Genomic DNA, 24,161 nt, shown 5'->3' on the forward strand with positions numbered 1-24,161 from the left:
CAACAGGGGGAGTATCATCATGAGTTTGACGCGGAAAAAAGATGTTTCCGCTATGATTGCTGCGAGTCAGCGTAACAATGGACTTGCTCGAAATCTTGGCGCAATGGATTTAACGTTTTTAGGAATTGGCGCCATCATTGGTACGGGAATTTTCGTCCTAACCGGAACAGGAGCATTGACAGCAGGACCTGGTCTTATCGTCTCATTCATTTTATCTGCCATTGCCTGTGGGTTAGCGGCACTCGCTTATGCGGAATTCGCTTCGACGATTCCGGTCAGTGGTTCCGTTTATACGTACACGTATGCAACGATGGGAGAAATCTTTGCCTGGATCATCGGTTGGAACTTAATTCTGGAATATGGACTCGCCTCGAGTGCCGTTGCGGCAGGTTGGTCAGGTTACTTCCAGTCCTTACTCGGTGGATTTGGCATTCATATCCCGACAGCACTCTCAGCAGCTCCCGGCGCGGTAGAAGGCGCAAAAACGTTCTTCAACTTACCGGCTTTCCTGATTTTACTTGCAATTACAGCCCTGTTATCGATGGGGATTAAAGAAACAAAACGTGTCAACAACATCATGGTTGTCATTAAACTGGCAGTCGTTGTCTTATTCATCGTCGTTGGTGTCGGCTATGTTGAACCTACGAACTGGGCACCATTTACACCGTTCGGATGGGGTGGCGTCTTCTCTGGAGCCGCAATCGTCTTCTTTGCTTACATCGGTTTTGATGCCGTCACATCGGCAGCAGAAGAAGTACGTGAGCCGCAAAAGAACTTACCACGTGGTATCATCGGTTCTCTTGCGGTCTGTACAGTCCTTTACGTCATCGTAGCGGCTATCATGACAGGAATCGTCCCGTACCAAAAATTTGCGGGCGTCGATCACCCGGTTTCACTCGCCATTCAAATGGCAGGACAAAACTGGGTCGCCGGTTTCATCGATTTAGGTGCCATCCTCGGGATCACAACCGTTATCCTCGTCATGACATACGGAATGGTACGTTTAGCGTTCGCCATCTCACGTGACGGAATGTTCCCGAAAGTATTCTCGGAAGTACATCCAAAATACAAAACACCGTTCAAAGCAACATGGATGATTGGTCTTGGTAGTGCGACAGTCGCAGGACTCGTTCCACTCGATGTCATCGCAAACCTCGTTAACATGGGGACACTCGCAGCATTCGTCTTAATCTCTGTTGCGGTCTTGATCCTTCGTAAAACACAACCGGATCTTCCTCGTGCATTCAAATGCCCGGGAATGCCTTATGTGCCGATCGCAGCGATCGCTTCTTGTCTCTTCTTAATGTTCAACTTGAAACTCGAAACATGGATTGCTTTCTTCATCTGGCTGGCGATTGGACTTGTCCTGTACTTCGCCTTTGCCCGGAAGAACTCGAATCTGGAACCAGGAAACATGCCGGCTACTGAAATCGCAGCTGCAGACGAAAAATAAAAAAATGCGATCCCGTGAAGGGGTCGCATTTTTTTGTTGTAAGTCAGAAGTATAGTGAATTAAGAAGGCAGAGAGGTCTTGATCCGAACCGCATCGAACTCACGTTGGATGCTGGCATTGGCTTTAGCTTCTTCTTCTGCCGACCATCCAAGTTCGCTTCGCATTAAAGCGAGAACACCGTCGGCATATTTTTCTGCATTCGGGAAATCGAAGAAGACGGCAGAGGCGCGTCGATTCAAGAAATCACCCGGTTGCATGACGAGTTCTGCTTCCATTCCGTATAACAGTCCTCCGAACCAGTGAAGGGGAAGCTGATAACGCTCCGCTTCACTGCCGCGCGAGCGAATTAATTCAAAGACACGTTCGACATCCGTTCCGTAACGTTGAATCAGCCATGTCGCTTCCTTCGGAGACAATCCGAGGGCTTCACCTTTAGGTTGCTGTTCTTTCAAGTAACGGGCAAATCCTTTACTGCCGTCAGGATGACCGCCGCCGAGTAAAATATCGTGTGTCCGGGACGCGAGATAAATCCGGTTCTCCTCCTCCTTGAACTGATCGGCGACCATATCGATGATTCGTTCTGCCATCTTCCGGTACCCCGTCAATTTTCCGCCGGCAATCGACATCAAGCCGGATTTCGAGACGAAGATTTCATCTTTACGCGACAGTTCACTCGGATCTTTGCCGTCTTCGTGAATCAACGGACGTAAGCCGGACCATGTCGATTCGACGTGGTCAGGGTGCAAATCAACGTTGAACATCTGATTTGTCGCATCCAAGATATAGTCCCGGTCTTCTTCTGTCACACCAGGTTCGAGAATGTCACCCTGATAATTCGTGTCCGTCGTGCCAACATAAGTTTTTCCTTCGCGCGGAATCGCGAAAATCATCCGTCCGTCCGCCACATCAAAGTAGACGGCTTGTTGCAACGGGAAGTGAGCTTGGTCGATGACGAGATGAATGCCTTTCGTCAGATGAAGCGACTTCCCTGATTTCGAGCCGTCCTTTTCGCGTAATTCATCAACCCACGGACCGGTCGCATTGATGATTTTTTTCGCACGAATCGTATAAGTCTTGCCGGTTAAGACGTCCTGTACTTCAACACCGACGACTTTTCCGTTGTGGTAGACCAGTGACTCAGCCTTCGTATAGTTGACGGCACGTCCACCGTATCCGACCGCAGCTTTTAATACTTCGACCGTCAAGCGGGCGTCATCCGTTTTGTATTCGACATAACGTCCGCCTCCGACAAGGTGTTCCGATCGTAAAAGCGGTTCGTAGCGAAGCGTTTCTTCTTTAGATAACATCGTCCGTCGTTCATGGCGTCGGACGCCTGCCAGTTGATCGTAAACCCGCAGACCGATCGACGTCGAAAAATTGCCGAATGTCCCACCTTCGACAAGCGGTAACATCATCCACTCAGGTGTCGTGACGTGCGGTGCATTTTCATAAACAATCGCCCGTTCTTTCCCGACTTCTGCGACTAACTTGATTTCAAATTGCTTTAAATAACGTAAGCCTCCGTGAACAAGTTTCGTCGAGCGGCTTGATGTGCCTTCTGCGAAATCCTGCATCTCAATCAATCCGGTCCGCATACCCCGGCTTTGAGCATCGAGTAAAATCCCTGCACCTGTAATGCCGCCACCAATGACCAATACATCGAGCAATTCCTGTCCCATCTCTTCTAACCATGCGGTTCGTTCCGTACTTGAAAACATGCATTTTCCCCCTGTTCGTCTGAAGTGGATTATTTTATTCTACTTCTATCCATGTACCCTCTTTTACACTTTTTTGAGCACAATCAATAATTTTCATGACGAGCAGAGCTTGTTCCGTCGTGACGGCAAGAGGGGCCTCATGACGTAAGGCCTGCGCTAAATCATGATAGTAGTCGGCAAAACCAGAAGCGACGAAAGGACGTTCCTCGAGAGGCTGTTCAGGTCTTCCCCATGTGTACGTCGAGCGTTTCGTATCCACACTGTCGACGAAATAACTCGCTTTCGTCCCGTGGACGGCAAGCGAAGGACCGGGAGCCGGAACAAGTGAGCCGATATGCAAAACAGCGCGTCGTGTTCCGAAAGCCAGAATCAGGTGCGTATAGTCTTCGACCGGACCATCCGGCCGCTGAATCGTCTGATCACAAAAGACACGATCCGGTCGTTCGCCAAATAATATCAGGGCTTGATCAATTAAATGAGAGCCTAAATCATAAAGCAGACCGGCACCCGGGACGTCCTGTTCCCGCCAGCGTGCCCGGACGGTCGGACGATAGCGGTCATAGTGGGCTTCGAAGGTCTGAACGACGCCCAGTTCGTCGGCTTGCACCAGTCCGAGCAACGTTTGGAAGTCTTTTGTATAACGGCGGTTATGGTAAACTGTCAGTAATCGATTTTGCTGACGCGCAAGATCCGTCAGCTGTTCGGCTTCCGTCAAGGTGACGGTAAACGGCTTCTCGACAAGGACATGACAGCCGGCAAGTAACGCTGTCTTGGCGAGGGGATAATGTTCAGCATTCGGTGTCGCGATGACGACCAGTTCAATCGTTTCAGCAGCTAACAACGCTTCAAGCGAAGAATACACCGGCACATCCGGATAACGGGCGGCGACTGCTTCCGGACGACTGGACTGAACTGCAACAAGTTGATAATCAGGTGGTGTAAGATATGGGGCATGCAGGTGTTCGCCGGCAAGTCCAAAACCAATTAAAGCAGTACGAATCATGGAGGACACTTCCTTTTCGGTTAATACATTCAATCTATCATATGAGGTGAGCAAGATGATTACAGAACAACAAGTCATTGAAAAAATGCGACAGATGATGTCAAAAATTGAGCAATCGAACGGTTCGTTGCAAATCGAATACGTTGCGGCCATGAAAGCCTATTGTGAGTTGCTGCTCGAACAACCGGCGACAGAACAGACGATCCGCCCGGTCATGACTCCGGCAACCGAACAGCAAAACCCGGAAGTCGATCCGATGCTGGCCCGTTTTATGGGAGTTGCCCAGGAAAAAGAAGAAAAAGGACCTTCCTTACTCGATTTTTGAGTAAATCAAATCAATTGTGGGAATAGGGTAAAAGGAAAAAATAAGGGGGAACAGATCATGAAAACAGTCATAGTCATTGGCGCCGGCCCAGGAAACGGAGCCGAAATCAGCAAGCGGTTCGGTAAAGAAGGCTTTCAAGTCGTTTGTGCCGCACGGACACAGGAAACATTGGCAGCCGTCATCACGGAACTGAAAGAACAAGGCATCGAAGCCGTTGGGGTTGAATGTGATGCCTCACGCCGCACAGATCTCGAATCACTCGTCGAATGGACAAAAGACCAATACGGACAAATTGATGTCCTTGTCTATAATGCCTCAATCCTGCATCAAGCGTCCGTACTCGAGGTATCGGCTGAACAGATTACAAAAGAATTTGAAATTGATGTCCTTGGAGCGTTGCATGCCGCGCAAGTCGTTGCACCGGATATGGTGGCACGAAAAGACGGAGCCATCTTGATTACCGGCGGCGGAGCAGCACTGAATGCGATTAAATCCTTACCGGGTTTATCGATTGGGAAGGCCGGTGTCCGTCAACTGACGCATATGTTGCACGACACGCTAAAAGACGACAATGTCTACGTCGGAACCGTGACGATTGCCGGGGAAGTCAAACGTGGAACGGCACTTGATCCGAAAAACGTTGCCGAAGCCTTCTATACGCTGTACACGAATCGCACCGATGTCGAAAAAGTGCTCGAAACAGATTGATCAGCCGTCAGCCTCGGCAGAACGGCATAGGATGAAATGAACTTCAGGCAAGATGGGAATGGGCAAGCGTCGACGCTGATGTCGACGCTTTTTTGAATCGAATGAACGAGGGGGACGAGAATATGAAACGATGGTTCACCCAACTGCTTCTCATCGTCAGCATCATCGGTTTGACCGGATGTGCGCTGGATTCAGAGACAGATGAACAGATTGGCATCAAGCAACCGGATGAAACAAAAGTGACGGAAGCCACCGTCGAGCGTGTCATCGACGGGGATACGGTGAAAGTCCGGCTACAAAACGGTCAAACGGAAGATGTCCGTTTTTTATTGGTCGATACACCGGAAACCGTAAATCCGGAAAAGCCGGTTCAGCCGTATGGTCCGGAAGCCTCCCGTTTTACGAAAGAGGCATTACCGGTAGGGAGCGACATCCTGCTTGAACGGGATCAGTCAAAGACAGACCGCTATGGGCGATTGCTCGCTTATGTCTGGTCAGACGGCAAGATGATCAATCAGGAACTGTTGCGAAAAGGCTTGGCCCGGGTCGCGTATATCTATGAGCCGGATACCCGGTATGTCGAGACTTTTCAAGAAATTGAACAGGAAACAAAAGGGCAACAGGCAGGCATCTGGCAGACAAAAGGGTATGCCACTGATCGGGGATTTGATACCTCGGTCATGAATGGGACATCGGAAGAGTCAGCGGACTGTGCCGACATCAAAGGCAACATTAACCGCCAAGGGAAAAAAATCTACCACATCCAAGGGGGACGTTCATATGATGAGGTGAACCCGGAAGAGATGTTTTGCAGTGAACAGGAAGCAAAAGAGGCCGGATTCGTCCGGGCGGCGAATTGACTAAAAAAGCAGGAACATCCACAAAAGGACGTTCCTGCTTTTTTTGTGTTAGGGCTGTGTCGGTGGCTGATAGTGTTGAATCTTATCATCTTCATCAAAAGAAATTGTAACATCCGTGATCCCTTTTAGAATCCGAATCTGCAATTCAAGGCGGTCTTTAATATCGTCTGCTTGAGCAATCGTCAGTTCAGGATCCACTTCAATCTCAATTTCGACGTGGAAGTGATCTCCTTCTTTGATGACTTCAAGTTTTTCGATATCACGTACGTCCGGATCACGCATCAGGATTTCCCCGATTTTTGCAGTTAAGACTTCATCAATCTCACCGAGCGCACCGGCAGCATTTTGAATGAAGACATTATAGACGACATAGAACATCATTAAACCGATCAATATCGAAGCGATTCCTTCTGCCTGATAAAACGACGTATAATGTGAAATCAAGACAGCGATAATGGCGATGACACCACCGAGCGTTGCGACCAAATCTTCCATGAAGACAAGCCGTGTCGCCGGTTTTGCCTGCGATAAGTTAGCAAAACTTTGACCGACCAGCGTCAGGCCACGGGATTTTAATCCGGTCTCATGGGCAATCTCAATCATTGCTTTGTAAAAGACACCGATTTCAAGTACGACACCGATTCCAAGCGCAGTCAGGATGATCCAAAGACCGCTTGTTTTCTCACCCGGTGCATGCAGGATGTGCAGGATACCTTCACGAATCGTTTCGTAGGCAAGAATGGCGACAACAAGAATGGCGGCAAGTAAAACAAGGTTGACGAGTCGACCGAATCCGTTCGGGAACCGTTTGGTCGGTGCTTTTTTACTTAATGCTGATCCGATATAAACAAAAAACTGATTGGCTGCGTCACCGATGGTATGCATCATTTCTGCAAACATGGCGATATTACCCGTCAAGATGTAAGCAACGAATTTTATAATGGCGATAATGGTATTGACGATTGCAGCAGCGAGAGCGGATTTATTTCCGCGCCTGAGCAGAGTAAAAAAATTCGACATGAGGGTTCCTCCCTTTAAAGAGCGGAAACGCGGGAATTACCCGCGTCCAGCTTGGAATGATGGATAAAGTGTCATACCGCCGTCAGCAAACAGAGTAATCCCCGTTACATAACTCGCTTCGTCCGAAGCAAGCCATGCTGCGACTGCAGAAATTTCTTCCGGCTTCCCGATATTACCCATCGGAATCATGCTTTCGACGTCAGCACGTTGTTTCGGATCCTCGAATTTCTCGGCATTGATGGGTGTATTGATTGCACCCGGTCCGATTGCATTGATGCGGATACCTTTTGGTGCATATTCCATTGCAAGCGTCTGAGTCATCAGTTTGACGCCACCTTTACTTGCTGCATAATGGACGAACGTCGGCCATGGAATGATTTCGTGGACGCTCGACATATTGATGATGTTTCCTTTGACGTTATGCTCAACAAAGTATTTGAGTGCTTCGCGGGCACCGAGGAAGGCACCGGTTAAATTGACATCGATGACTTTTTGCCAGTCTTCAAGTGACATTTCATGCGAGGGTGACGGCATTTCAACACCGGCATTGTTGACGAAAACATCGAGCTGTCCGAAGTGATCGACCGTTTCTTTGACGAGGTTGATCATGTCCTCCTCTTTTGATACATCCCCTTGAACGGTGATGGCTTCACCGCCGGCTTGGATGATGTCATCGGCAATTTTCTTGGCTTCTTCCGGATGACTCCGGTAGTTGATGACGACACGCATGCCTTCTTCCGCATAACGGCGAATGATGGCTTCACCGATTCCCATTGATCCACCTGTGACGATAGCGACTTTACCTTTTAGACTGTTATACATAACATGAATTCCTCCTTATTATTGCTTCGTAAATCCAATCATGATCCCACCGACGACGACTAAGATACAGCCGATAACGACGAAGGTCATTTCTTTTTTTGTTTTTGCTTCTTTTAGCAGGACGACACCACCGATTGTCGAGATGACGACACCGGTTTGTGACAGTGAAAAGCTGGTGGCGACACCGACCTTGGCAGTTGCAAACAACAGGGCGATGTTACCGACTGCCCACATGAGACCACCAATTGTATTACCGGCTGTTTTTTTCGTAAACAAGTTTCCTTTTCTTAAAGATAAAAGGATGGCACTGATGACCATACCGATGGCCTGCGGCAAGACCGCTTCCCAACCGTTGATGTTGAACCAACGGGCGATGACGACATAGCCGACGTAACCGACAGTTGAGATCAGGAGTAACAGTAAACCTTTTCCGATATGTTCATCCTGTTTGCTTTTATCTTCTTTATAAGAAGTGAAAGCGGCACCGGCAACGATCAAAACGAGTGCACTGATACCGAGGATCAAGGCGGTTCGGTTTGACCATTCGCCAAAAGCGAGGACACCGAACAATGACGTCCCGACGAGTTGCATCCCGGTTGAAATCGGCATCGTTTTTGAGACACCCATCTGTTTAAAGGCAGCAAACTGATTCATTTGACCAAGTGCCCAAAAAGCACCGGAGAAGAATCCAGCCACCCAGGCAGTCGTCGAAAGTTCAGGACTGACGAAAAAGAACGTAATGATGGCAAACGCTAACGCCCCAAGTGTTGTTCCGATAATTTGTTGTTCCGTCGAACCGCCGATTTTAGAGACGACTAATGGAAGTGTCCCCCACATCAAGGCAGGTACGAGCGCGATTAAGATATCAATCAAGTGTTTCACCTCTTCTAAATTTCTTTCTATCTACTTGAAGATGTACCCCGGGAACAGATCTGAAAAACATAGAAGAATGAAGAAACATTATTTTAAAATAAAAAAACGTCCTCTTACAAGGACGTTTTGGTGATTATTTAAACGGTTCATCAGCAATCCGGACGATTTGTCGTCCGATGCGTCGACCGTTCCATAAAGCAATGATGGCAATGGTCAGTGAAATTCCCATCAAATCGTAGTGGGCGAGAAAATAGCCGGTGTAGCTGACCGGCAGGCTGACGATTCCGACAAGAGAACTGGTCCACTGACGGATTTTCAACGACTCCATGTTAGCGACACGGGAAAACTTCTGTTGTTCAAACAGACGCCATCTTGTCGGTTCACTTAAGGCATCGTTGACGAGACGAGGGAAGGCAAGTAATCGTGCGCCGTAGGAAGCGGCGATTTGCAAGTAACGGTTTTGGTTTTTCCCTTCTTCGTCGAGCCATTTCCGGACCATCGGCTTAGCAAGATCGAGTAAATTGATTTTCGGTGATAAGATTTGTAAGATACCGAGAATCGTCGAGGCCGCACGACCGAAAAAGGCGAATTCTGCCGGAAGTTGGATTGGTTCGTTTCGGACCAGTAATTCAATATCGGATAATACTTTTTCAATCAACTTCGTATCAACGTTCTCCATGTCACTCTCAAGATAGAAGGTAACGGCTTTTTCGATCGCTTGACGGATGTTTTGTTTGTTGGCGTTTGGTAATAAAAAGCGTAAGTCTTCGAGTCCGTCGACAATGGCATCGTAATCGAGCGTCACGAAGGACTGGAGAATACGTTGAATGGCCCGCATATCGTCGGCTGTCGTCGCACCGATCATCCCGAAATCGAGTAAGACGATCCGACCGTCACTTTGGACAAGGACATTACCCGGATGGGGATCGGCATGGAATTTACCTCCGAACAATAACTGTTCTCCGGCATTCAGGAACAGGTTCTGGGCCAGTTCATCGCGGTCGATGTTATGTTCCGCTAAGTAATCAAGATCCGTGATGCGTGTGCCTTCGATCCATTCCATGACAAGAACGCGGTTGGTACAGTGTTCTTCAAAATAATCGGGAATATAGATGACAGGATTCGTTTCGTACATTTTCTTGAAGTACAAACCGTTTTTCAGCTCAGTCCGGTAGTTCAGCTCATCTCCGATGACGAACACCATCTGACGGTACAGACTTTGTAAATCGGTTGATTTATTGAGTGACGTCCGGCGGAGCATCGCAATGACGAGCCGCATCGCCCGGAAATCGGTTTTGATGATTTGATCAATGTTCGGCCGTTGAACTTTGATCGCTACTTTCCGGCCGTTTGATTTAAGAGTTGCGCTGTAGACTTCACCGATTGAAGCAGAGGCAATCGGCCGGGGGGAGATGTTATCGACGATGTCTTCGATCGTCGTTCCCCAGTCTTCTTCGATGATTTTCCGGGATTCGCCGAGTTTACTGGATGGAACTTTGTCGACGAGTTCCGTCAGCTCCATCAAGACGGACGGGGGAAACAGGTCGGCCCGAATCGACAGGAACTGCCCCAGCTTAATGAGGAGTCCTTCGAGACGAAGGGCTTTTTTCTTATAGTCACGCGCAATCGTAATCATGATGCGCTCAAATTCTTCATTATTCGTACCGGGTCGGTTCTTCCGGGTGAATCGATAAATCGTCCAAATGTAACGAGCGAACATCGTTACGATGATGAAAATCCGATAAAGCGCCCAACGTTTCATGCCTTCACCTAGCTTCCTGTACAGTTTGTTTCAGTATAGGTTACTTTACCTAAAAACGTCACTTACAAACGGTTGAATCGGTGACAGAAAAAATAAGCTTGCCGGAATCAAAAAAGAGCGTATAGTAAGTATTGGAATTTCTAATGGGAAAGGTGAAATGTGCGTATGTCCTGGGACTTATTAAATATCATTGGAACGGTTGCGTTTGCGATGAGTGGCGCGATTGTCGCGATGGAAGAAAAGTATGATTTGTTTGGTGTTTGGCTGCTCGCTTTAATCACGGCCTTCGGTGGTGGTGCCATCCGTAACCTGTTGATTGGTGTCCCGGTTTCTGCGCTCTGGTCGCAAGGCGGATTGTTTTTAATCGCGATTTTAGTCGCTTTGTTGATTTTCATTTTGCCGCAATTATTTTTACCGCACTGGACGCGATGGGGCGTGCTTGCTGATGCCCTCGGTTTATCCGCCTTTGCGATTCAAGGAGCTTTGATGGCTTCTGCGAAAGGTCTGCCGTTATCGGCAACCATCTCCGCAGCAGTTTTGACAGGTGTCGGTGGTGGTGTCATCCGCGATTTACTCGCCGGACGTAAACCGCTTGTCCTGCATAAAGAAATCTATGCGATGTGGGCCGTCATGGCAGCACTCGTCATCGATCGGTTCGAACTGACGAATCCACTCCATTTGTTCACATTACTCGGACTGATTACGATTTTACGTATGCTATCCTATTATTATGAATGGAATTTACCAGCACGACGTTTAGGGGGAGACAAAGAATGAAGATTTTCATCATGATTGGAGCATTATCGATGATGCTCGCCGTAGCACTTGGTGCGTTCGGTGCCCATGCCTTAAAAGATATGTTATCGGAGCGGATGCTCGCGAACTGGCAGACGGGTGTGTTATATCAAATGGTTCACTCGCTTGGAATCCTCGCACTTGGCGGGATGTTATTGAAAGTATCAATTTCCCAGTTCTCATTAGCCGGTTGGTTGATGCTTGCCGGAATCGTTTTCTTCTCAGGAAGCCTGTATGTGATGGCGCTGACAGGTGTGACGAAACTCGGTGCTGTGACGCCGATCGGCGGAGTCCTGTTCATCGCAGCATGGATTTTCGTTGCCATCGGGGCGTATAAAGGATTGTAAAGACAATAAGGATCTACTCGCTTCACGTGACTCACACAGAGAAACGTATGAAGCGAATAGGTCTTTTTTTGATATGTGAATGTCTACAAAAAACCGGTGAACAGACAGTAATTGTCTGTTCACCGGTACGATAGAGCGACAAAAGCAAATGCTTTAGCGCTTGGCAGGTTGTGTTTTGTTTAGCTTCGATAATGCTTGCTCATAGCGGTCCAGTACGCGTTCTGCGACTGGCTTTAGCTCTTTTGAAAGCACAGCGAATTGCAATTCACGCGATCGTGTTGATCGGTTCATAGCATTCCCCATGGTAATTCCTCCTTCAGGTACAAATCTGACAGTTTTTGTGGCCGCAAAGAGTATATTCCCGCAGGGTTTTCCTATGAAACGTGATTTAGCAGATTAAAGTGCGAAATGTGCTTCAATATCCGCTGTTTCGAGGCGGTTACCGATAAAGAACTCACCGAACTCACCGTATTTGGCACTGACTTCGTCAAAACGCATTTCGTAGACGATTTTCTTGAACTGCAGAATATCGTTTGCGAACAGCGTGACGCCCCATTCCCAGTCGTCGAATCCGGTTGATCCGCCGATGATTTGCTGGATCTTCCCGGCGTAGCTCCGACCGATCATCCCGTGGCGGTACATCAGTTCTTTTCGTTTCTCCATCGAAAGCGTATACCAGTTGTCCCCGTCGCGGCGTGACTTGCTCATCGGATAGAAACAGATATGCTTCGATTTTGGCAGGATTGGATAGAGACGGTCGCGGACGTATGGATTTTCGTACGGGTTACCTTCTCCGGATCCGCGGTATGTGCCGAGTTCGACAACAGAGACGTACGAATACGTCGGAATCAGGTAGTCATATAAATCAAGTTTTTGCATCTTCACTTCGACGTCTTGAATGTCTTCCATTGTCGGACGAAGGACCATCAGAACGAGATCCGCTTTTTGACCGATGATCGTATAGAGGGCGTGACTGCCTTCTTTTTGTTCTTCGACTTGTGCGAGTTCGCCTAGGAATGCCTGAAACTCCTGTACCATCTTCATCCGGACAGAAGCGTCGACCTGCTTTAGACGGGCCCAGTCAATCCGGCGGAAATCATGAAATGTATACCAGCCGTCGAGTGTTTCGGCAGCTTGTTGTGTAACGGTTGGTTCGGATGATTGATGTTGCATGAGAAAACCTCCTGAATCTGTAGTAGTAACGTGTTAATCCATGTTCAATCTTACCATATCTTTTTGTTTTTCCCGTAAGAAAACGGGTTCGATCTTCAGGCGTCACCGACATAGAAAAACAGAAAGCAGGGTATGAAGTAAAAGGGTGTGAGAAACAGTCTCTCTTTTTTTCTGTACTATATTAAAAAAGATACTGTAATAGTATTCGAAAAGTCAGGCGTCAGAATGAAAAACACACTTTTTTGCAAATTGTTTTAACAACGAAACAGAACTGTGTATAATGAACAATGGAATGGAATAACAACAGAAACCGACACTTATTCGCCACAAAAGGAGCTAATATCATGCAATTATTCGAAATGCTTGAGACAAAAGTCAAAGCCCATCAACCAACGATTGTTTTCCCTGAAGGAATCGATGCCCGTGTTCTTGGTGCAGCTGTACGTTTGAAAAAAGACGGTTTAGTCACACCGATCGTCATCGGACCACGCGGTCAAATCGAAGAGACGGCAGCAGCGAACAACATCGACGTTGCAGATCTCGAAACGATTGATCCTGCTTCATATGAAGGAATCGAAGAACTCGTCGCGTCATTCGTTGAGCGCCGTAAAGGAAAAGCGACGGAAGAGCAGGCACGTGCGCTTATCCTGAAAGACGTCAACACGTTCGGAACGATGCTCGTTCACACAGGAAAAGCAGAAGGTCTTGTTTCGGGTGCGATGCACGCAACAGGTGACACGGTTCGTCCGGCGCTGCAAATCATCAAAATGCAGGAAGGCTATAAAAAGACATCAGGTGTCTTCATCATGGTCCGTGACGATGAGCAGTACGTATTCGCCGACTGTGCAATCAACATCGCACCGGACGCAAACGATTTAGCGGAAAACGCGATTGCTTCTGCGAAAACGGCAAAAACATTCGGCATCGAGCCGAAAGTTGCGTTGCTCAGCTTCTCGACAAAAGGTTCTGCAAAATCACCGGAAACAGAGCGTGTCGTCGAAGCAACACGTCTTGCAAAAGAACGTGCACCGGAACTCGCAATCGACGGAGAATTACAATTTGATGCAGCGTTCGTCCCGAGTGTCGCGAAATCAAAAGCACCAGAATCAGACGTTGCCGGTCAAGCGAACGTCTTCATCTTCCCAAGCCTTGAGTCTGGAAACATCGGCTACAAAATCGCACAACGTCTTGGTGGTTTTGAAGCAATCGGACCGATCCTGCAAGGACTCAACAAACCGGTCAACGATCTGTCACGCGGATGTAACGAAGAAGACGTCTACAAATTGGCGATCATCACGGCAGCGCAAGCGGTTGAAGAACGCCAAGCGTAATCCATTTTCGAAAAAGACTTTACTTTTTCAGTGAACTCCGTAAAATGGAACACATCACGCATCAACGAATAAACGTATAGCAACGCTCGTATAATAGTGGGAATTGGCCCACGAGTCTCTACCGGATCGCCGTAACGATCCGACTACGGGTGGTGAGTTACTGCTCTCTTTTTAGCGTACAGTGGCTGCCCCCGGGTAGCGGCTGTACGTTTTTTTCGTTCAAAAAGGAGAAATCAGTTATGAAACGTTTGGAAGAAATGATTCAACAAGAAGGGTTAGTCTTATCGGATCAGGTATTAAAAGTCGATTCCTTTTTAAACCACCAGGTCGATCCGACCTTAATGTGGGAAATTGCTTATGAATTCATGGATCGGTTCAAGGATGCCGGAATCACACGGATCTTGACGATTGAAGCGGGCGGAATCGCCCCGGCGATGATGACCGCTCTCCGATTAGGGGTTCCGATGGTCTATGCCCGGAAAACCAAGTCGTTGACGTTAAACGAAGGTACGATTTCAGCAGAAGTCTACTCGTTTACGAAACAGCAGACGAGTACGATTACAGTCGCGGAAAAGTATCTGCAGGCAGGAGAACGCGTTCTGATCATCGATGATTTCCTCGCGAACGGGGAAGCGGCATTTGGTTTAGCGAAACTCGTCGAACAGGCAGGAGCAGAAGTTGCAGGTTTCGGCATCGTCATTGAAAAATCATTCCAACCGGGACGTCAAAAGCTGCTGGATGCCGGATTCCGTGTCGAATCGCTTGCCCGGATTAAAAAGTTAGAAGCCGGAGAGGCGACGTTCGTTGACCCGGTGACGGTATGAAGACGTTATCCAACGCCAAAGCGGCGAGCCTTGGTCTGCAACATGTCCTCGCCATGTATACGGGAGCCGCGATTGTCCCGTTGATTGTCGGCAGCGCAATCGGTTTATCAGGGGAAGAACTGGCTTATCTCGTTGCAATTGATTTGTTCATGTGTGGTGTAGCGACGTTGCTGCAAGTTTTCGTGACGAAGTATACGGGTGTCGGTTTACCTGTCGTCCTCGGCTGTACGTTCACAGCTGTCGGTCCGATGATTGCGATTGGCAGTCTGCAAGGCATTACCGCGATTTATGGAGCGCTGATCGCCAGTGGATTAATCATCTTAGTCATTTCCGGTTGGTTCAGCCGGATTGCGATTTTATTTCCACCGGTCGTGCTCGGTTCTGTCGTGACGATCATCGGGATCTCGTTGATTCCGGCTGCCATTAACGATATCGGCGGCGGACAAGGAGCAAAGGATTTTGGTGACATGCGGTACTTGGCACTTGCCGGACTGACCATCGTTTTGATTTTAGTCTTTAACCGTTACGGAACGGTCTTTTCGAAAGCGGCAGCGGTCTTGATTGCCGTCTTGATCGGAACGCTCGTTGCATTCGGTATGGGGATGATTGATTTCAGCCCGGTTGCCGAGGCGTCGTGGTTCCAAATGGTGACACCGTTTTATTTTGGTGTCCCGACCTTTAATGCAACAGCGATTTTGACGATGACACTGGTCGGACTCGTTTCGATGGTCGAGTCGACCGGAGTCTTCTTGACGCTTGGAGAAATCACCGACAAGAAGTTGACGGATCAGGATTTAGCCCGCGGCTACCGCGCGGAAGGGGCAGCGACCATCATCGGCGGAATTTTCAACAGTTTCCCGTATACGACATACAGTCAGAATGTCGGTCTTGTTCAATTGACAGGTGTGAAAACACGAAAAGTCATCATCTTTGCCGGATTCTTTTTGATTGTGCTCGGTTTCCTGCCGAAAGTCGCAACCTTCACGACGCTGATTCCAAAGCCGGTTCTCGGCGGGGCGATGCTCGTCATGTTCGGAACGGTCGCAGCGAGCGGAATCCGGATTTTATCCCGCGTCGATTTTTCCAAAAATGATCATGTCATCACGGTGGCTCTTGCGCTTGGTGTCGGACTCGGTATCAGCATGAATGCGGCGATTGTCGCGTCACTTCCGGATCAAGTCCGTGTCTTGACGGACAGCCCGATCGTTGCCGGATCAGTAACCGCGTTGCTCTTAAACGGTTTATTCCGATTGACGGAAAAGAAAACCACAATGAAAAAATCATCTTTGGCAAAGGTTGAATAAGTTTTGTAACCCTTATGAAAGGAGCAGTCATGTATACTATTCGGTATAGGTGGTTGCTCCTTTTATGTACCGTTACATAAATCAGAATATTTCGAGTATGTGGGATTCGGAGAAAATATCTCTTGAAAACGTTTACAAAACGGACACAATTTCTTTATACTGACAACGTAGCGGTTAGGGGAACTGCTAAGAATCAAACACAGACGGGAAGGACGTCGTACAGATGAAACAACAGACAGAACTGAATCGGGGATTAGAGGAACGTCACATTACACTGATGTCGCTGGGGGCGGCAATCGGTGTCGGATTGTTCTTGGGATCCGCAAAAGCGATTCAATTAGCTGGACCAGGAATACTGATCGGGTACTTAATCGGTGGTCTTATTATCTTCATTATCATGCGGGCTCTTGGGGAACTCGCAGTCCGTGAACCGGTATCAGGCAGCTTTGCCGAGTATGCCCGAAAATATGTCAGCCCGCTCGCCGGTTTCCTGACAGGATGGAATTATTGGTTGCTCTGGATTTTCACATGTATGGCCGAAATTACGGCCGTCGGGATTTATATGCAGGAATGGTTCCCGAATTCGCCCACTTGGATGTGGGCGCTTGGTGCACTGATTTTGATGACGAGCATCAACTTCATTGCCGTTAAGTTTTACGGGGAATTCGAATTCTGGTTTGCATTGATCAAAATTGTTGCCATCGTCGCAATGATCATCCTCGGAACGCTGACGATCGTCATCGGGTTCGGGAACGGCGGTACGCCGGTCGGGATTTCAAATCTTTGGTCGCATGGCGGATTCCTGCCGAACGGGTTCGGCGGTGTTCTACTTGCGATGCAAATGGTCATGTTTGCCTTCTTAGGGATTGAAGTGATCGGGGTCACAGCAGGAGAAGCAAAAAATCCGAAGAAAACGATCCGTAAAGCGGTCAACAATGTCTTCTTACGAATTTTAGTCTTCTATATCGGTGCTCTGTTCGTCATTCTTTCGATTTATCCATGGGATCAAGTCGGACAGAATAACAGCAGTCCATTCGTTTTATTATTTGATTCACTAGGCATTCCGGCCGCTGCCGGAATCATTAACTTCGTGGTCCTGACGGCGGCTTTATCCTCATGTAACTCAGGGATTTTCTCAACAGCACGGATGATGATGAACTTGTCACAAAATCAGGAAGCACCGAAGCGTTTTGCGAAGATTTCTAAAAACGGTGTGCCGGCACTTGCAACGATCCTTTCTGGCGTTGCGTTGCTAGTCGGTGTCGCACTCAATTACTTCTTGCCGGACGATGTCTTTGCGATCGTCACAAGCATTGCGACATTCGGAGCTGTCTGGACATGGGCGATGATTTTGATTGCTCAGATGCGGGCACGTAAAGTGCACGGATCAGCTGAATTCGCAGTTCCGTTCTTCCCGATTGCGAACTATCTTGCGTTAGCCGCACTCGCGGGTGTCATCGTCCTGATGGCATTTGATGCCGGAACACGGATTGCACTGATTGTCGGACCGCTCTGGTACGTGATTTTGATTGCTGTGTATTATGCACGGGGAATGCATAAGCAAAAGCGTCAACCACTGGATCAGGCATCCGGAGAATAAGAACTGGAGATCAGCTTTGGCTGGTCTCTTTTGTTCTGTTTCGACGTCAGTTTTGCTACACTGGACACAGATACGTCAAAGGAGGAATAATCATGAAAACGATTCATGTCGATGAACTGCAAGAAAAGCTTGAAGCGGGTGAATCTTTACACGTCGTAGATGTCCGGGAACAGGACGAATACGATGCCGGTCATATTCCGAATGTCCGTTTTCTGCCGATGTCTGAAATCGGTGAACGGTATACAGAGTTGCAGGAAGGCGAAACGTACTATCTGATTTGTAAAGCAGGCGGACGAAGTGAAAACGTCGGACGCTTCCTCGAACAGTACGGATATGACATCGTCAACGTCGAAGGCGGCATGATGAACTGGAAAGGCGATCAAGAAGCGTAAGTCATGAAAATTGGAAGCGGATTCCTAAACGGATCCGCTTCTTTTTTTTTATTTTCTGTGAAAAAGTATACATTTTAACCGATAAAGAAACTAGAACAGCGATTATGTAGCGCGAGAAGGAGAGTTGGATATGGAACAGAAGAAAAAACGCACGTTGAGTATTAAACAGAAGTTGATCCTGACATCGATGCTCTTATTATTGATTCCTTCTTTATTGATCGGTTTTGTTTCTTACAGCCAGGCCAAACAAAAAATCACGAATGAAATTCTGCAGTCGGCGCATGCCGGCGTCGACCGGATGAATGATGAAATCATGAATATCATCGATCCGATGCGACGTGATGTCGCCTTTTTTGCGGACCGGATTGACGGGACGTTGTATCAATCAGGCAAACAGAACCTCGACTTAGAAGAAAAAATGACCGAATACTTAGATACGCATCCGCAAGCCGCTAATATTTATTATGCGACGACATCCGGCGAGATGACGATTTATCCGGAGCAGTCGATGCCGGAAGATTATGATCCGCGTGAACGTCCATGGTACAAAGCAGCAGAAGACGCCAGCGGAAAAGTTGTCATCACGGATCCATACGTGGATGCAGCATCGGGCAAGATGATGGTCACACTCTCACAAACGGGTGGAAACGGACGGGGTGTCATCGCAATCGACGTCGATGTCGACCGGATTTCAGAAATCGCCCAAAAAATCAAAATCGGAAAAGAAGGTTATGTCACGATTTTGGATTCGAAGAAAAAATTCGTCACCCATCCGACACTCAAACCGGGTGAAACGGCATCCGGCAGTTGGGTTGGATCTCTTTATGCAGGAAAAGAAGGACGCTTCTCTTACTTGTTTGAAGATGAAGACAAACAAATGGACTTCATGACGAACGGTCTGACCGGTTGGAAAGTTGCCGGGACATTGTACGATTACGAAATCACGGATGAAACAGCAGGTATTTTATGGACGACATTAGGTGTCATTGCCGGTACGTTCATCCTGGCTGCACTCCTGTTATTCTTTATCTTACGCTCGATCATCAGCCCCTTGAACCGATTGACGAAAAGTGCGGAACGAATCCAGGAAGGAGATTTGACGGAGGAAGTCGTCGTCGAGTCGGATGATGAGATCGGCCAAGTCGCCAAGAGCTTTAATACGATGATTCTGTCACTGCGTGGTATTATCTCAAATCTTGATCAATCCATCGGCCAAGTTGCGGCTTCTTCCGAAGAACTGATGGCGAATGCGGCGCAAACGACGGCAGCCTCAGAACAAATTGCCGGTTCGATTCAAGAAATGGCCGCAGGGGCAGGTCAATCGAAACGTCAACTCGACGGTAATGCCGTTTCTCTGCAAGCTATCACATCAGGTGTCATGCGGATTGCCGAGAGCTCAACGAATGTCTCGGAACTGTCGCGCGCAACCGCTTCAGAAGCAGAAGACGGGACAGCAGCTGTCACGAAGAACGTGGAACAGATGAAAGCAATCGATGCATCGGTCGAGAACTTTGGTGAGGTCATCCAGTCGCTCGCGCATCGCTCAAATGAGATTGGCAAGATTGTGGATGTCATCAACGGCATTGCGACCCAAACGAATTTACTTGCCTTGAATGCTGCAATTGAAGCGGCACGGGCAGGGGAAAACGGCAAAGGATTTGCTGTCGTTGCCAGTGAAGTCCGGAAACTTGCAGAACAATCGCAGGAATCGACGAAACAAATTTCCCACCTGATTCAAAACATCAAACAGGAAACGGAACGTTCGGTTTTCTTGATGAAAGAAGTGTCGCATCATACGAAAGCAGGACTCGAAACGACAGAAGATTCAGCCGTTCGATTCAAACAAATCATGTTACGGACGCAAGAGATGACACCGCGGATCGAAGATGTCACGGCAACGGTCGAAGAGATTGCTGCCAACGTCCAGGAAGTCTCGGCATCGGCAACGGAAATCGCCCATATCGCAGATGGAAATTCTGCAGCATCAGAGCGCGTCGCAGCGACGACGGAAGAACAGCTCGGCTCGATGGAAGATATTTCGCAATCGGCAAAAACCTTGTCCGATATGGCGGAAGAATTGCAAGTCCTCGTATCGCGATTCAAAGTATAACCTGCAGACGACCGTCCTCTTTCAGGAACGGTCGTTTTTTTTGAAAAAGACGTTATCTTCGACCTGATTACTGATGAATGTTGCTTGAATAGAATAAGAAACGGGAAAATACTTATATAGCCTGGCAGCTTGTAATCGGGAGGTGTTGGTGATGGCACGACAGACGAAATTAATGGAATGGCAACAGGCTGGTTTGATTGACGCAGAGACGATTCAACGGATTAAAGAGTATGAAGCCCACCGCCAAAAAAAGAAACGTGTTCCGCTGTTGTTGATTGTCGGATTGACATTTGTCGGTTTAGCACTACTCAGTTTTTTAGCCGCCAACTGGCAAGTGATTCCTGTCCTCATTAAAATCGGTTTAGTTTTGATCATCATGGTCAGTTGTTATGTTCTGGCAGATGTATCGGAACGGCGTACCATTTGGAATCCGGTCGCTTTTCGAATTCTTGGATTAATTGCCTTTGCCGGAGCACTCATCGTCACCGTTCAGAGCTTCCATATGTCCATGCAAGGTTCCTTTATTGGTTGGGCCGTCTTTCTCGCTGCACTGGCTCATTTCTTTACGTGGCGTCATCCGGCCTATGCCATTCTCGCATTCATCTCGGGTTTGAATATATTTACCGGAGTTGGCGGATTCGGAAGTGAGCACGCCACGTTCCTCGACTGGACATCGATTGTCTTCGTCGTGATCGTTTCGCTTGCCTGGTTTTATTTCAGCCAGTCCTTCCCGTCGCTCATTCTTAGTTGGTTATTTCTTTATGTATCGGGACTTGAGTTGTTTGCACTTGTCTCTTACGACGGTGTCCTTTGGCCGATTTGGACCTTGTTCGCGCTTGTCCCGATGTTACTCGTCGTCAAACAGGAAGAGGACCGTCATTTTTTATACAACCTCTATTTAATCGTCGCCGCAATCAATTCACTGATCTATTTAACAGTCCGTGCGGAAACAACGGACTCTGTCATTCCTTTAGGAGAAGCCATCGCACTTGCCGTTTTTGGTCTCGCAGTCGGTTATTTGATTTATCAAAGATTCCGTCCGCTTCTTTGGATTTTGCCGCTCGGTTTGTTCGGATTCCTTTGGTTTGACGAACAAGCCATCTTGATTGCTGCGCTCGTCGAAATCATTGCCTTTGTCTATTTGATTGTGCAGGAGCGCCAAGATCGTCGCCTGACGATTCCATTCGTTTACTTCATCGCCGTCCAACTGACGATTTATTTCATCTATGCCTGGGATCGCCTCGATATGTCGTTATTCTTCCTTGTCGGTGCATTGCTCGTCTTCCTGATTGCCGGTGTCTTGTGGTGGATTCGAAAACGTCATGAAGGAGGGGTTCCGTCATGAAACGGTATCTGTTTCCAGTCCTGCAAATTATCGTTGTCCTCGGTGTGATCCTCAGTTTTTATTCCATTTCCTGGTTCGGTGACAGCTATCGTTTTCGGGCCGAACCGTATGATCCGTTTAGCCCGGTCTACGGTGAATATGTCATGTTGCAGTATCCTGACTTGAAGCCGGCGGATTCCGTTAAAAAAGGATTGGTCTACGTTACGTTTACGACGGATTCTGATGGTTATGCCAAGATTGACCGTATCTCGAATGAACGCTTTTTTGGTTCAGTTGCCGGAGATTATTATGACAAATACGTCACGATTCCCCAATTGAACCAGTATTATGTGGAGCAGGGAACAGGAAAAGGATACGAAGATGAAAAAAAATTAGTGGTCAAAGCCGATGTCTCGCCATGGGGTACGGTTCGGGCAACTGATTTGGGTGTTCGTAAATAAAAAAACCGCTTGGATGGATACACGAAATCCGTGTACAATCCAAGCGGTTTTGATTAAGCTGATTTTTTCACTTTTTCCCAACGCGGTGAATTGAGCAATTCAATCCATTTCCGCACAGCTGAAATCGTGATGACGATCGCTAAAACGCCCATCGTGACCGACAGGATCGTATTCAGAATACTGAAGCCGGCAGAGGCCGGGTTTGCATAGACATTGGCGACCATCCAGATGTCAGCGAACGTGACCGTTACGAGCAGGTAGACAAGTGGAATGAATGTCGTTAACGCATAGACTTTTTTATCGGCAATTTTCAGGATAATCGTTGTTCCGATGATCAAGCCGATGGAAGCCATCAACTGATTCGAGACACCGAATAAGGCCCAAATCGAACCGATGTCGCCGGAGAAGAGCAGGTACCCCCAGAAGAACGTTCCAAGCGCACTGGCAAAAATGGCACCCGGAATCCAGTCAACACGTTTCAATGGTTTGTAGAATTCACCGAAGAAATCTTGAATCAGGTAGCGGGCTACACGTGTTCCGGCATCGATCGCTGTCAGGATGAAGACTGCTTCGAAGAGAATGACGAATTGGAAGAAGAAGCCGGCAATTTCACGGAACCAGGGAATGGCCCGGAAGATAAACGTCATACCGACGGCCAGCGAAACAGCTCCACCAGTCCGCCCGGCGAGATCGAGACCGATTTCCCGTGACAATTCATCGAGATAGACCGTACTCATCCCGAGTGTTGCAAAGACTTCCGGTGTTGAGTTGATGGCGAAGTAATCACCGACTTCAAGGGAAGTCGCGGCAATCAAAGCCATGACAGCGACGAGACACTCAACAAGCATCGCACCGAAGGCGACCGGTTTGATATCGCTCCACCGATTGATCATCTTTGGTGTCGTTCCGGAACCGACGAAGGCGTGGAAGCCGGAAATCGCACCACAGGCAATCGTGATGGAGATGAACGGCCAGACCGGACCGGCAATGATGGGACCGCCACCGTTGACAAATTTCGTGAAAGCCGGGAAGCGGATGTCCGGGTTGATGATGAAGACACCGACGATCAAGGCCAGGAAGACACCGATTTTCATAAAGCTGGATAAGTAATCACGCGGTGCAAGCAACAACCAGACCGGCAGTGCTGCAGCGAAGAAGGCATAAATCGGTAACGCAATCGCAAGTTGACGTGACGACAGGTCGAACCATGTTCCGATGAACGTGTCAGTCAACTGGGGACCGAAACCAATCGCAGCAAGAATTAATAGGAAACCGACGACTGAAGCCAAGGCGAGGTTGCCGCCTTTTCGTAAGTAGATGCCGACACCCATTGCAATCGGAATGGTCGAGAAAACAGCGAATGTTCCCCATGGATTGTGCTCAAGGGCATGCAGGACGACCATTGATAAGCCGGCCATCGTGATTGTGATGATGAATAGCATCGCAAGACCGGCACAAAAACCGGCGACAGGTCCAAGCTCTTTTTTAGCGACTTCCGATAACGACTGTCCATCTTGACGCATCGAAGCGAACAAGACGACCATATCGTGGACGGCGCCACCGATGACGGCACCAATCAAGAGCCATAACAGTCCCGGTAAGTAGCCGAACTGGGCAGCAAGTACAGGACCGACGAGCGGACCGGCAGCGGCGATTGCTGCGAAGTGGTGACCGAACGACACCCATTTGTTGGTCGGGACATAATCTTTTCCATCCGCAAACTTATGGGCCGGTGTTTCCCGGTCCTCTTTGATTTTTAAGACTTTGACAGCCATGAATGTGCCATAAAGACGATAAACGATCAATAAAATACAAATGACGGCAATAACAATTGGTGTAGCACTCATGTATGAACCTCCTCATAAACTGGTATGAGAAAAGTGTACTTGATTTGGAAGCGCTTTCTTTCGTTAAGCGGATGAACCGTTCGTTTTGACCGATGACATGTCGAAAAAG

The 24,161-nt window shown here is 48.2% G+C and carries 23 protein-coding genes and 1 riboswitch; of the genes, 14 read left to right on the top strand and 9 right to left on the bottom strand.

What is annotated here, in order from left to right:
- Positions 1–19 precede the first annotated feature (19 nt).
- Positions 20–1,453 carry a branched-chain amino acid transporter BcaP gene (locus HNY42_RS02510; protein WP_131503238.1) on the top strand — a complete coding sequence of 478 codons (1,434 nt, stop codon included), beginning with the start codon at positions 20–22 and terminating at the stop codon, positions 1,451–1,453.
- Positions 1,454–1,512: 59 nt separating this feature from the next.
- On the opposite strand, the gene HNY42_RS02515 is transcribed toward HNY42_RS02510, so the two are convergent.
- Positions 1,513–3,171, bottom strand: a complete 1,659-nt coding sequence (locus HNY42_RS02515) for a glycerol-3-phosphate dehydrogenase/oxidase (protein ID WP_131503239.1) — start codon at positions 3,169–3,171, stop codon at positions 1,513–1,515.
- A 34-nt stretch (positions 3,172–3,205) separates the two neighbouring features.
- The gene (locus tag HNY42_RS02520; protein ID WP_131503240.1) at positions 3,206–4,174 is read right to left on the bottom strand and encodes a Gfo/Idh/MocA family oxidoreductase; all 969 of its coding nucleotides are present in this window, start codon (positions 4,172–4,174) and stop codon (positions 3,206–3,208) included.
- 55 nt (positions 4,175–4,229) lie between these two features.
- On the opposite strand from HNY42_RS02520, the gene HNY42_RS02525 reads away from it, so the two are divergent.
- From HNY42_RS02525 to HNY42_RS02535, 3 genes are all read left to right on the top strand, one after another.
- Complete coding sequence (locus tag HNY42_RS02525; RefSeq protein WP_188005010.1) at positions 4,230–4,499, top strand: DUF5327 family protein; 270 nt, start codon at positions 4,230–4,232, stop codon at positions 4,497–4,499.
- A gap of 57 nt (positions 4,500–4,556) precedes the next feature.
- Complete coding sequence (locus tag HNY42_RS02530; protein ID WP_188005011.1) at positions 4,557–5,207, top strand: SDR family NAD(P)-dependent oxidoreductase; 651 nt, start codon at positions 4,557–4,559, stop codon at positions 5,205–5,207.
- Between the two features lie 122 nt (positions 5,208–5,329).
- Positions 5,330–6,067 (top strand): thermonuclease family protein, encoded by a 738-nt coding sequence (locus HNY42_RS02535; protein WP_188005012.1) that lies wholly within the window; start codon positions 5,330–5,332, stop codon positions 6,065–6,067.
- A gap of 48 nt (positions 6,068–6,115) precedes the next feature.
- On the opposite strand, the gene HNY42_RS02540 is transcribed toward HNY42_RS02535, so the two are convergent.
- From HNY42_RS02540 to HNY42_RS02555, 4 genes are all read right to left on the bottom strand, one after another.
- On the bottom strand, positions 6,116–7,087 hold the full coding sequence (locus tag HNY42_RS02540) for a cation diffusion facilitator family transporter (RefSeq protein WP_131503244.1): 972 nt from the start codon (positions 7,085–7,087) through the stop codon (positions 6,116–6,118).
- A gap of 36 nt (positions 7,088–7,123) precedes the next feature.
- On the bottom strand, positions 7,124–7,909 hold the full coding sequence (locus HNY42_RS02545) for a glucose 1-dehydrogenase (RefSeq protein WP_131503245.1): 786 nt from the start codon (positions 7,907–7,909) through the stop codon (positions 7,124–7,126).
- Between the two features lie 18 nt (positions 7,910–7,927).
- Positions 7,928–8,779 carry a GRP family sugar transporter gene (locus HNY42_RS02550; protein ID WP_188005401.1) on the bottom strand — a complete coding sequence of 284 codons (852 nt, stop codon included), beginning with the start codon at positions 8,777–8,779 and terminating at the stop codon, positions 7,928–7,930.
- Positions 8,780–8,915: 136 nt separating this feature from the next.
- On the bottom strand, positions 8,916–10,544 hold the full coding sequence (locus HNY42_RS02555) for an ABC1 kinase family protein (RefSeq protein WP_188005013.1): 1,629 nt from the start codon (positions 10,542–10,544) through the stop codon (positions 8,916–8,918).
- 165 nt (positions 10,545–10,709) lie between these two features.
- Here HNY42_RS02555 and HNY42_RS02560 point away from each other — a divergent pair, with 165 nt between their 5' ends.
- Together HNY42_RS02560 and HNY42_RS02565 are read left to right on the top strand one after the other, a co-directional pair.
- Positions 10,710–11,321: a trimeric intracellular cation channel family protein gene (locus HNY42_RS02560; protein WP_012369125.1), complete on the top strand. Its 612-nt coding sequence runs from the start codon at positions 10,710–10,712 to the stop codon at positions 11,319–11,321.
- Positions 11,318–11,686 carry a DUF423 domain-containing protein gene (locus HNY42_RS02565; protein WP_012369126.1) on the top strand — a complete coding sequence of 123 codons (369 nt, stop codon included), beginning with the start codon at positions 11,318–11,320 and terminating at the stop codon, positions 11,684–11,686. The genes HNY42_RS02560 and HNY42_RS02565 overlap by 4 nt, the downstream gene beginning before the upstream one ends.
- A 153-nt stretch (positions 11,687–11,839) precedes the next feature.
- On the opposite strand, the gene HNY42_RS02570 is transcribed toward HNY42_RS02565, so the two are convergent.
- Both HNY42_RS02570 and hemQ read right to left on the bottom strand, forming a co-directional pair.
- On the bottom strand, positions 11,840–11,989 hold the full coding sequence (locus HNY42_RS02570) for a hypothetical protein (protein WP_012369127.1): 150 nt from the start codon (positions 11,987–11,989) through the stop codon (positions 11,840–11,842).
- Positions 11,990–12,082: 93 nt separating this feature from the next.
- Positions 12,083–12,859 carry a hydrogen peroxide-dependent heme synthase gene (gene hemQ, locus HNY42_RS02575; protein WP_131503248.1) on the bottom strand — a complete coding sequence of 259 codons (777 nt, stop codon included), beginning with the start codon at positions 12,857–12,859 and terminating at the stop codon, positions 12,083–12,085.
- 344 nt (positions 12,860–13,203) lie between these two features.
- Between hemQ and pta the strand changes: the two genes are divergently transcribed.
- The 8 genes from pta to HNY42_RS02615 all read left to right on the top strand — a co-directional run bounded on the left by pta (position 13,204) and on the right by HNY42_RS02615 (position 22,205).
- The gene (gene pta / locus HNY42_RS02580; RefSeq protein ID WP_114597171.1) at positions 13,204–14,190 is read left to right on the top strand and encodes a phosphate acetyltransferase; all 987 of its coding nucleotides are present in this window, start codon (positions 13,204–13,206) and stop codon (positions 14,188–14,190) included.
- 66 nt (positions 14,191–14,256) lie between these two features.
- Positions 14,257–14,356: riboswitch (purine riboswitch) on the top strand.
- Positions 14,357–14,429: 73 nt separating this feature from the next.
- Entirely contained in the window at positions 14,430–15,014 is a 585-nt protein-coding gene (locus HNY42_RS02585) for a xanthine phosphoribosyltransferase (protein WP_131973417.1), read from the top strand.
- Positions 15,011–16,318, top strand: coding sequence for a nucleobase:cation symporter-2 family protein (locus tag HNY42_RS02590; protein ID WP_188005014.1), 1,308 nt, complete (start codon positions 15,011–15,013; stop codon positions 16,316–16,318). Before HNY42_RS02585 ends, HNY42_RS02590 begins: the two co-directional genes overlap by 4 nt.
- 223 nt (positions 16,319–16,541) lie before the next feature.
- Positions 16,542–17,918: an amino acid permease gene (locus tag HNY42_RS02595; RefSeq protein ID WP_131973415.1), complete on the top strand. Its 1,377-nt coding sequence runs from the start codon at positions 16,542–16,544 to the stop codon at positions 17,916–17,918.
- Between the two features lie 92 nt (positions 17,919–18,010).
- Positions 18,011–18,310 (top strand): rhodanese-like domain-containing protein, encoded by a 300-nt coding sequence (locus HNY42_RS02600; RefSeq protein WP_131973414.1) that lies wholly within the window; start codon positions 18,011–18,013, stop codon positions 18,308–18,310.
- 130 nt (positions 18,311–18,440) lie between these two features.
- Positions 18,441–20,420, top strand: coding sequence for a methyl-accepting chemotaxis protein (locus HNY42_RS02605; protein WP_188005015.1), 1,980 nt, complete (start codon positions 18,441–18,443; stop codon positions 20,418–20,420).
- A gap of 151 nt (positions 20,421–20,571) precedes the next feature.
- A complete protein-coding gene (locus tag HNY42_RS02610; RefSeq protein ID WP_188005016.1) occupies positions 20,572–21,765 on the top strand; it encodes a DUF2157 domain-containing protein in 1,194 nt (397 codons plus the stop codon).
- On the top strand, positions 21,762–22,205 hold the full coding sequence (locus tag HNY42_RS02615; protein ID WP_131973411.1) for a GDYXXLXY domain-containing protein: 444 nt from the start codon (positions 21,762–21,764) through the stop codon (positions 22,203–22,205). The genes HNY42_RS02610 and HNY42_RS02615 overlap by 4 nt, the downstream gene beginning before the upstream one ends.
- A gap of 53 nt (positions 22,206–22,258) precedes the next feature.
- On the opposite strand, the gene HNY42_RS02620 is transcribed toward HNY42_RS02615, so the two are convergent.
- Positions 22,259–24,052, bottom strand: coding sequence for a carbon starvation CstA family protein (locus HNY42_RS02620; RefSeq protein ID WP_131973410.1), 1,794 nt, complete (start codon positions 24,050–24,052; stop codon positions 22,259–22,261).
- Between the last annotated feature and the right edge of the window lie 109 nt (positions 24,053–24,161).

The organism is Exiguobacterium sp. Helios (genome assembly GCF_014524545.1).
Classification (GTDB): Bacteria; Bacillota; Bacilli; order Exiguobacteriales; family Exiguobacteriaceae; genus Exiguobacterium_A.

Bases quoted from the DNA above. Each gene is read 5' to 3' on its own strand.
- HNY42_RS02510 (WP_131503238.1), top strand. From the start codon at position 20: ATGAGTTTGACGCGGAAAAAAGATGTTTCCGCTATGATTGCTGCGAGT.
- HNY42_RS02515 (WP_131503239.1), bottom strand. From the start codon at position 3,171: ATGTTTTCAAGTACGGAACGAACCGCATGGTTAGAAGAGATGGGACAG.
- HNY42_RS02520 (WP_131503240.1), bottom strand. From the start codon at position 4,174: ATGATTCGTACTGCTTTAATTGGTTTTGGACTTGCCGGCGAACACCTG.
- HNY42_RS02525 (WP_188005010.1), top strand. From the start codon at position 4,230: ATGATTACAGAACAACAAGTCATTGAAAAAATGCGACAGATGATGTCA.
- HNY42_RS02530 (WP_188005011.1), top strand. From the start codon at position 4,557: ATGAAAACAGTCATAGTCATTGGCGCCGGCCCAGGAAACGGAGCCGAA.
- HNY42_RS02535 (WP_188005012.1), top strand. From the start codon at position 5,330: ATGAAACGATGGTTCACCCAACTGCTTCTCATCGTCAGCATCATCGGT.
- HNY42_RS02540 (WP_131503244.1), bottom strand. From the start codon at position 7,087: ATGTCGAATTTTTTTACTCTGCTCAGGCGCGGAAATAAATCCGCTCTC.
- HNY42_RS02545 (WP_131503245.1), bottom strand. From the start codon at position 7,909: ATGTATAACAGTCTAAAAGGTAAAGTCGCTATCGTCACAGGTGGATCA.
- HNY42_RS02555 (WP_188005013.1), bottom strand. From the start codon at position 10,544: ATGAAACGTTGGGCGCTTTATCGGATTTTCATCATCGTAACGATGTTC.
- HNY42_RS02560 (WP_012369125.1), top strand. From the start codon at position 10,710: ATGTCCTGGGACTTATTAAATATCATTGGAACGGTTGCGTTTGCGATG.
- HNY42_RS02565 (WP_012369126.1), top strand. From the start codon at position 11,318: ATGAAGATTTTCATCATGATTGGAGCATTATCGATGATGCTCGCCGTA.
- HNY42_RS02570 (WP_012369127.1), bottom strand. From the start codon at position 11,989: ATGGGGAATGCTATGAACCGATCAACACGATCGCGTGAATTGCAATTC.
- hemQ (WP_131503248.1), bottom strand. From the start codon at position 12,859: ATGCAACATCAATCATCCGAACCAACCGTTACACAACAAGCTGCCGAA.
- pta (WP_114597171.1), top strand. From the start codon at position 13,204: ATGCAATTATTCGAAATGCTTGAGACAAAAGTCAAAGCCCATCAACCA.
- HNY42_RS02585 (WP_131973417.1), top strand. From the start codon at position 14,430: ATGAAACGTTTGGAAGAAATGATTCAACAAGAAGGGTTAGTCTTATCG.
- HNY42_RS02590 (WP_188005014.1), top strand. From the start codon at position 15,011: ATGAAGACGTTATCCAACGCCAAAGCGGCGAGCCTTGGTCTGCAACAT.
- HNY42_RS02595 (WP_131973415.1), top strand. From the start codon at position 16,542: ATGAAACAACAGACAGAACTGAATCGGGGATTAGAGGAACGTCACATT.
- HNY42_RS02600 (WP_131973414.1), top strand. From the start codon at position 18,011: ATGAAAACGATTCATGTCGATGAACTGCAAGAAAAGCTTGAAGCGGGT.
- HNY42_RS02605 (WP_188005015.1), top strand. From the start codon at position 18,441: ATGGAACAGAAGAAAAAACGCACGTTGAGTATTAAACAGAAGTTGATC.
- HNY42_RS02610 (WP_188005016.1), top strand. From the start codon at position 20,572: ATGGCACGACAGACGAAATTAATGGAATGGCAACAGGCTGGTTTGATT.
- HNY42_RS02615 (WP_131973411.1), top strand. From the start codon at position 21,762: ATGAAACGGTATCTGTTTCCAGTCCTGCAAATTATCGTTGTCCTCGGT.
- HNY42_RS02620 (WP_131973410.1), bottom strand. From the start codon at position 24,052: ATGAGTGCTACACCAATTGTTATTGCCGTCATTTGTATTTTATTGATC.